At 62.6% G+C, this 6,423-nt stretch carries 6 protein-coding genes; 5 read left to right on the top strand and 1 reads right to left on the bottom strand.

Going from position 1 to position 6,423, the window contains the following annotated elements; translation table 11 throughout:
• Positions 1-20: 20 nt before the first annotated feature.
• The 5 genes from ACSR1C_RS19070 to ACSR1C_RS19090 all read left to right on the top strand — a co-directional run bounded on the left by ACSR1C_RS19070 (position 21) and on the right by ACSR1C_RS19090 (position 4,870).
• Entirely contained in the window at positions 21-782 is a 762-nt protein-coding gene (locus ACSR1C_RS19070) for a glucose 1-dehydrogenase (RefSeq protein ID WP_050685911.1), read from the top strand.
• Positions 783-895: 113 nt separating this feature from the next.
• Entirely contained in the window at positions 896-2,833 is a 1,938-nt protein-coding gene (locus tag ACSR1C_RS19075; protein ID WP_050685910.1) for an AMP-binding protein, read from the top strand.
• The gene (locus ACSR1C_RS19080; protein WP_050685908.1) at positions 2,830-3,684 is read left to right on the top strand and encodes an SDR family oxidoreductase; all 855 of its coding nucleotides are present in this window, start codon (positions 2,830-2,832) and stop codon (positions 3,682-3,684) included. The genes ACSR1C_RS19075 and ACSR1C_RS19080 overlap by 4 nt, the downstream gene beginning before the upstream one ends.
• 4 nt (positions 3,685-3,688) lie before the next feature.
• Complete coding sequence (locus tag ACSR1C_RS19085; protein ID WP_460260680.1) at positions 3,689-4,393, top strand: helix-turn-helix domain-containing protein; 705 nt, start codon at positions 3,689-3,691, stop codon at positions 4,391-4,393.
• A gap of 21 nt (positions 4,394-4,414) precedes the next feature.
• Positions 4,415-4,870: a PaaI family thioesterase gene (locus tag ACSR1C_RS19090; RefSeq protein ID WP_050685904.1), complete on the top strand. Its 456-nt coding sequence runs from the start codon at positions 4,415-4,417 to the stop codon at positions 4,868-4,870.
• A 20-nt stretch (positions 4,871-4,890) separates the two neighbouring features.
• Here the strand turns inward: ACSR1C_RS19090 and ACSR1C_RS19095 are convergent, their stop codons facing one another.
• Positions 4,891-6,372 (bottom strand): class I adenylate-forming enzyme family protein, encoded by a 1,482-nt coding sequence (locus ACSR1C_RS19095; RefSeq protein WP_050685902.1) that lies wholly within the window; start codon positions 6,370-6,372, stop codon positions 4,891-4,893.
• Positions 6,373-6,423 lie beyond the last annotated feature (51 nt).

A 6,423-nucleotide genomic window follows, 5' to 3' on the forward strand; every position in this document is an offset into this window, starting at 1 on the left:
CGGAAGAGGAGGACCTCCACATGCGAGGGTTGAGTGGAAAACGGGTCGTTGTGACCGGCGGTGGGAGCGGCATTGGCCGAGCGGTTTGCGAACGGTTCGGCGCGGAGGGTGCCGAAGTCGCCGTTTTCGATCTGAACAAAGCCGGAGCGGATGAAACCGCCAAACTAATCACTGAATCCGGCGGAAAAGCGACGGCATTTCAGGCGGATATTACCGATCGTGCCCAGGTCGACAGCGCCGTTGCCGAGTTCGAATCCGGCGGACCGATTGATGTGCTGGTGAACAACGCGGGCTGGGACGTGATCAAACCGTTCCTCGACACCGATCCCGACCTTTGGAAGAAGGTCATCGACATCAATCTTTACGGTCCGCTGAATATGCATCACGCGGTGCTTCCGGGCATGGTCAAGAACGGTGGCGGCCGTGTGGTCAACATCGCGTCCGACGCCGGACGCGTCGGATCATCCGGCGAAGCCGTGTATTCGGCCTGCAAGGGTGGCATCATCTCGTTCACCAAAACCGTAGCGCGTGAACTGGCGCGTAAAGGTATTCAATTGAATGCGGTCGCCCCCGGCCCGACCGATACGCCGCTGTTCGCTCAGGTTGCCGAAGGCGAGGCCGGTCAAAAGATCGCCGAAGGTCTCAAGCGGGCGATTCCGATGAAGCGTCTTGCGCAGCCGACGGATTACCCTGGCATCATCTGCTTCCTGTCGTCGGACGACGCAGGGTTCATTACCGGCCAGGTGATTTCGGTTTCGGGCGGCCTGTCCATGCACGGTTAAAACGCTGGCAGCAGCGCCGGACTCAAGGCGCTGCTGCCAAACCGTGCCAAGAGTTACCTCCCCGACTGGCCGCGCCTTAAGTGCGGCCCTTTTTCATTCTAGAAAGGTTGCGAATGTTTCAGCCAGGCTCTGACATCCAGCGGACAAGCACTCTGACCTCATTTCTGAAGGGCTGCGGCATTGACAGTTACGAGGAACTCGTCCGCCGTTCGAATGAAGACCCAGACTGGTTCTGGGGCCAGATCATTGACCATGCCGGGATATGGTTCGAGCGGCCCTACAGCCGGTTGCGAGATATCTCCACAGGGCCTGAATCGATCAGATGGGCCGTGGAAGGTACGTTGAATTTGACGGAAACCTGTCTTGACGCCCGAATTGCCGATGGCCTGGGTAACAAGGTCGCTATCGACTGGGTCGGCGAAGACGGAAGCCGCCGCCGCTGGAGCTATTGCAACCTTGCCGCCGAAGCCTCCCGCGTCGCCTCGGCCCTTGCCGCACGCGGTGTAAAGCCGGGTCAGGCGGTGGGCATCTATATGCCGATGATCCCCGAAATCGAGGCCGCGCTTCTGGGTATTGCCCGGCTGGGCGCGGTTGCGGTGCCGCTGTTTTCCGGTTTTGCGCCCCATGCCATCGTATCGCGCCTGAACGACGCGGATGCCGTGGCGGTGTTGACGGCGGATGCCACACCCCGGCGAGGCAAGCCGGTCTGGATGGAAGCGACCCTTGCCCAGGCTTTGACCGACCTGCCATCGGTTCATACCGTGATCAGCCTGCGACGGTTCGGCGGTGCGGTGGCCGATCCGGCCCGCGATCTGGACTGGACCGAAACAGTGGGCCGCGCCAGTCCGGAGTTTGCCGCCGTTCCCGTCAGTGCCGATGACACCTTTCTGATCGCCTATACATCGGGCACGACCGGGCGGCCCAAGGGTGTCGTGCATACCCATCTGGGCGTACAGGCCAAGGCCACGGCCGATTTCCTGCTTTGCCTCGACATGAAACGGGACGACCGGCACCTCTGGATGACTGACATGGGGTGGGTCATGGGGCCGCTCACCCTTTTGTCGGTGCTCTTGTCCGGTTCAACTCTGGTGCTGGCCGAAGGCGCACCATCAATGCCCGGCGATCCCTTCAGGCTGCTGCGTCTTGCGTTCGATATGGAGGTCACGCATCTTGGTGTGGCTCCGACCCTGGTACGGCAGTTCATGACGCAGGATACTGAACCTTTGTTGGGCTACGACCTGTCGCCCCTGCGCATTGTCGCCTCGACCGGTGAACCCTGGACCGACGATGCCTGGCTTTGGCAACTGGATCATATCTGTCGCCGCCGCGCGGTGCCGCTTAACATCTCGGGTGGGACCGAGCTTTTTGGCGCGATCCTTACCTCGACCGTGCTGCATGAAATCAAGCCCGGCGGATTTTCGGCCCAGGCCCTGGGTGTCGGCGCCAAGGTGTTGCGCCAGGACGGCAGCGAAGCCGCACCGGGCGAGGTCGGCGAACTGGTCGTGACCCAGCCGCCTTTGGGTCTGACCCCGGCCATCCGGGGCGACCGCGATCGCTATTTTGAAACCTATTGGTCCACCTACCCCGGCATCTGGCGGCACGGCGACTGGGTGCGCTGCGATCCGGACGGGACATGGTATATCCTGGGCCGGTCCGACGACACGCTGAACATCGCAGGTAAACGCATCGGTCCGCCCGAGATCGAGGCGGCCCTGACCGAAACCGGAGAGGTGGTTGACGCCGCTGCCATTGCCGCACCCGACGATATCAAAGGCGTGGCCGTCGTCTGTTTCTGCGTGGCGGCGCAAGGTGTTACGCCTGACGCAGAGCTTGTGGACCGGCTCAAGAATCGGGTCGGAGAGATCGTCTCGAAACCCTTCCGCCCGCGCGAGATCCACTTTATCGAGGCCCTGCCCAAGACGCGTAGCATGAAGACCATGCGCCGGATCGTGCGCGCCGCCTTGCTGGGCGAAGATCTGGGCGATCTGTCGTCGATCAGCAACCCGGAAACCATTCAACCCATCGTAGACCTGCAAAAGGAAAAGCCATGATTACTGTTTTCGGAGCCACGGGCAACACCGGCGCGCCCCTCGTCGATACGCTTATGGCAAAAGGCGCGACCGTGCGCGCTGTCACCAGCGACCCCTTCAAGTTAGACGCGCTAAAAGCCAAAGGATGCGAGGCGGTAGCAGCGGATTTCACGGACCCTGCCGCGCTGGCGCGGGCCTGTGACGGGGCGGAAAAGATATACCTGGTCACGCCTGCCCATCTGGACATGCGTCAGTGGAAGGCGAACGTGATCGAGGCGGCCAAGGCCGCGGGCGTGCGCCATATCGTTGTGGCCACGGGGCTTGGCGCGTCGCCCAAGGCGGGGCTGACCTTTGGAAAGTGGCATTCCGAAACCCAGGAACTGCTGAAGCAAAGCAGCCTTGACTGGACTTTTGTCCAGCCGACCTATTTCATGCAGAACCTGCTGTGGCAGGCCGGCAACATTGCAAAGGACGCCGTGTACTATGACGACCTGGGCGGACCCGTGGCCTGGATCGACGCTCGCGACATCGCGGATGTCGCCGCCGAGGCGCTGACCGCTCCGGGGTACGAAGGCAAGGCTCTTGGTCTGACCGGGCCCGAAGCTCTTGCAGGGGATGACATCGCGGCCCTTCTGTCCGGGGTGACGGGACGAACAGTGTCGTGCGTGTCCCTTTCGGCCGAGGATGCCAGGGCGGGCATGGTGGCCGGCGGAATGCAGGACGAGGTCGCCGGGGCCATGGTCGAACTGGCCTCTATCGCGCCCAGGGGCTACCTAGCCGGCATCGAGACCACGGTCAGCGAGGTGCTGGAGCGCCCGGCGCGCCGATTTGCCGATTTCGTCACCGAGAACCGGGATGCTTTCGTCAAGTAACCTGATGGCGGTGCCGCTTTATCTCGAACTGGCGCCGCCTGAGGAAGCGGCCACTGAGATCGATCATCTGTTCGTGTTTCGCGATACCGGTGTGCTGAGCGGTGGTGGACGCGGGCGGTTCGCAACCGACCTCTTTACCCTTTCGGTAACGCGCGACCACAGCGGCGGGGCGCGTGTATCGCTGGCGCCACCGCGCTCGGGTTTCACTCCCCGCCCAAGGCCATTCCATGGTGTCGTGGCCGGGCTGAGGTTGTCGTCACGACCGAAGCACTTACCCGACTCCAAAGGGCTGGACATGCTGGCCGCAGAACTGGCCCGGGTTCAGATCGGGGACGGTGACCTGCCCGCGCTCATCGCAGTGCTTGACGGCCTCGCGAAAGGCATGGGCTTTGCCGCGCCACCCGGAGCGTACAGCGACCGGACCGAACGTCGAAAGGTGCGGGCGGAAACCGGCGTGTCGCGGCGGCGGCTTGCCGCCTCGCGGCGCTTTCGCCAGGCTCTTGGGCAGCTCGCGTCACAGAGCCTTCCGCTGAGCGATCTGGCGCTGGACGCCGGATATTGCGATCAATCCCATATGTCCGTCGCTTGCCGGGTCTTCGCCGGCAAACCGCCCGGCGCGTTGCGCGCTCAGTCCGTTCCGCGTCGTTTTGACCTTTCGCTACAAGATACGCGCCTCAAAGACCGCCTAAGATTGGTCATTGACGAATGAAATCGAAGAGGAAGACCCGCCATGACGCAATTCAAACCGAAAAACCCCGACTATGACGCACGCGTGCGCAACAGTTTCAATCGCCAGAAGGTGATGCACACGCTGGGGATCAGCATTGCCGAGCTATCGCCCGGCCGCATTGTTCTGGAGATGGCACATGAGGATGCTCTGACCCAGCAACATGGGTTTTTGCATGCCGGAATCGTGTCGACAGCGCTGGACAGCGCCTGCGGATACGCGGCCTTTTCGCTGATGCCAGCGGACGCGGCAGTGTTGACGGCCGAATTCAAGATCAACCTACTCAACCCGGCGGACGGCGAACGGTTTCGCTTCGTCGCTGACGTGGTGAAACCAGGCAGGACGCTGACCATATGCGAGGCGCGTGCCTATGCCGTGAAGGGCCAGGATGAAAAGCTCGTCGCAACGATGACCGGAACGCTCATGGCGCTGGTGGGGCGAACGGGCGTGGCGGGGTGACGATCGGGCCGGGGCGCAAATTAATCCGCGAGCCGGGCTTCGAGCATATGGCGCTGGATCTTGCCGCTGGTCGATCTGGGAAAATCCTCGAACGCGATGAAAAGAAACTCGCGCGGCCGTTTGTAGCCAGCGAGGTTTTCGCGGCACAAATTCATCAGCGCCTCGGCATCCGGCCCGTCATCGCCACAGGCGACAAAGGCCACCGGGCTTTCCCCCCATCTCGCGTCGAAGGCCCGGATCACGGCGGCATCGACCACATCGGGATGGGAAAGAAGCACACGCTCGATTTCCGCAGGATAGACGTTCTCGCCGCCAGTCTTGATCAAGTATTTCGCCCGGTCCACAAAGTCGATGGTGCCGTCCGCATTGCGCCGGAACAGATCGCCCATGTGGAAAAAGCCGTTGCGAAAGTCGCGGGCGTTGGCGTCGTCGGCGTTCCAGTAGCCTGAAAACAATGTCGGGCCCCGCACAGCCATTTCGCCCGGCGTTCCATCCGGCACTTCGCGGTCGTCGGGATCGACCAGCCGAACCTCGCAAAATGCGCTTATGCGCTTGGAAAGCCGGTCCGGGGTCACACCCGGCGCAATCAGATCGGCGGTCCCCGGCGGCAGGCCGGTTTCAGTTGCGCCGAAGGAATTCAGATAGGGCGTGTCCAGAAGGGCCGTCAGTTCCGCGATCTGATGCGGCGGCACCAGATCGGCCATTGCGCCGCAAACCTTGATTCCCTTCAGCGGCAAAGGGTTGGCGCGTCGTTCTGCGATAAAGGCGTCCAGCGCACCGGGCATCATCACGAACCAGCCGATCCGGTGGCGCGACAACGCCTCGTTGATGACCGCAGGCTGCAAACCGTCTACCATCACCACGGTTCCGCCCCGCAGGACCGTCGCCAGCGCATGATCGGTGGACGCCATGTGGAACATAGGTGCCCAAGCGATGAACCCGTCGCCGGGATCCAGCGCCAGCTGCGCCGCAAAAACCATGGATCGGGCGATATGCGCGCGGTGGCTGATGAGCGCCCCTTTGGGCAGGCCCGTAGTCCCCGAGGTATACAAGATCGTCAGACCAGCCTCTGGATCGTCGACCATGGTCCCGATGCGCGGGTCTTGCTCGGCCCCGGCAATGGCCGTTTCCAGGTCTGGCCCGATGGTCAGACAGGGTGTCGACGCGACGGCGTGATACATTTCTGAAAAGTCCGGTTCGACGATCGCGAGCACCGGCTCGACCAGATCGATGCAGTGCCACAGTTGATCGGGGGCAAGCCGCCAGTTCAGGCAAGCGACAATCGCGCCAATTCCTGCCGCTGCCAGTTCGACCTCCAGGTACTCCGAGCGTTTATGCGACAGAATCGCGATCCGGTCGCCGGGCGCCACGCCCCTGGCCAGAAACACGGCAGCCAGACGATCGACCCTCCCCAGCAATTCGGCATAGCTCAGTCGCCCCTGAACATCACGCAGCTGCGGCTCTGATGCCGCATTTCGGCCGCGGTAGAGCGATGATCGCACCGATCGCGGCGATGAGAGCGGCGAGGATTTCGGCCACGAGAGCCCTCAGAT

The organism is Actibacterium sp. D185-2 (assembly GCF_054954595.1).

What these genes read in the sequence shown, in the direction of transcription:
- ACSR1C_RS19075 (WP_050685910.1), top strand. Translation starts at nt 896, where the DNA reads ATGTTTCAGCCAGGCTCTGACATCCAGCGGACAAGCACTCTGACCTCA.
- ACSR1C_RS19085 (WP_460260680.1), top strand. Translation starts at nt 3,689, where the DNA reads ATGGCGGTGCCGCTTTATCTCGAACTGGCGCCGCCTGAGGAAGCGGCC.
- ACSR1C_RS19090 (WP_050685904.1), top strand. Translation starts at nt 4,415, where the DNA reads ATGACGCAATTCAAACCGAAAAACCCCGACTATGACGCACGCGTGCGC.
- ACSR1C_RS19070 (WP_050685911.1), top strand. Translation starts at nt 21, where the DNA reads ATGCGAGGGTTGAGTGGAAAACGGGTCGTTGTGACCGGCGGTGGGAGC.
- ACSR1C_RS19080 (WP_050685908.1), top strand. Translation starts at nt 2,830, where the DNA reads ATGATTACTGTTTTCGGAGCCACGGGCAACACCGGCGCGCCCCTCGTC.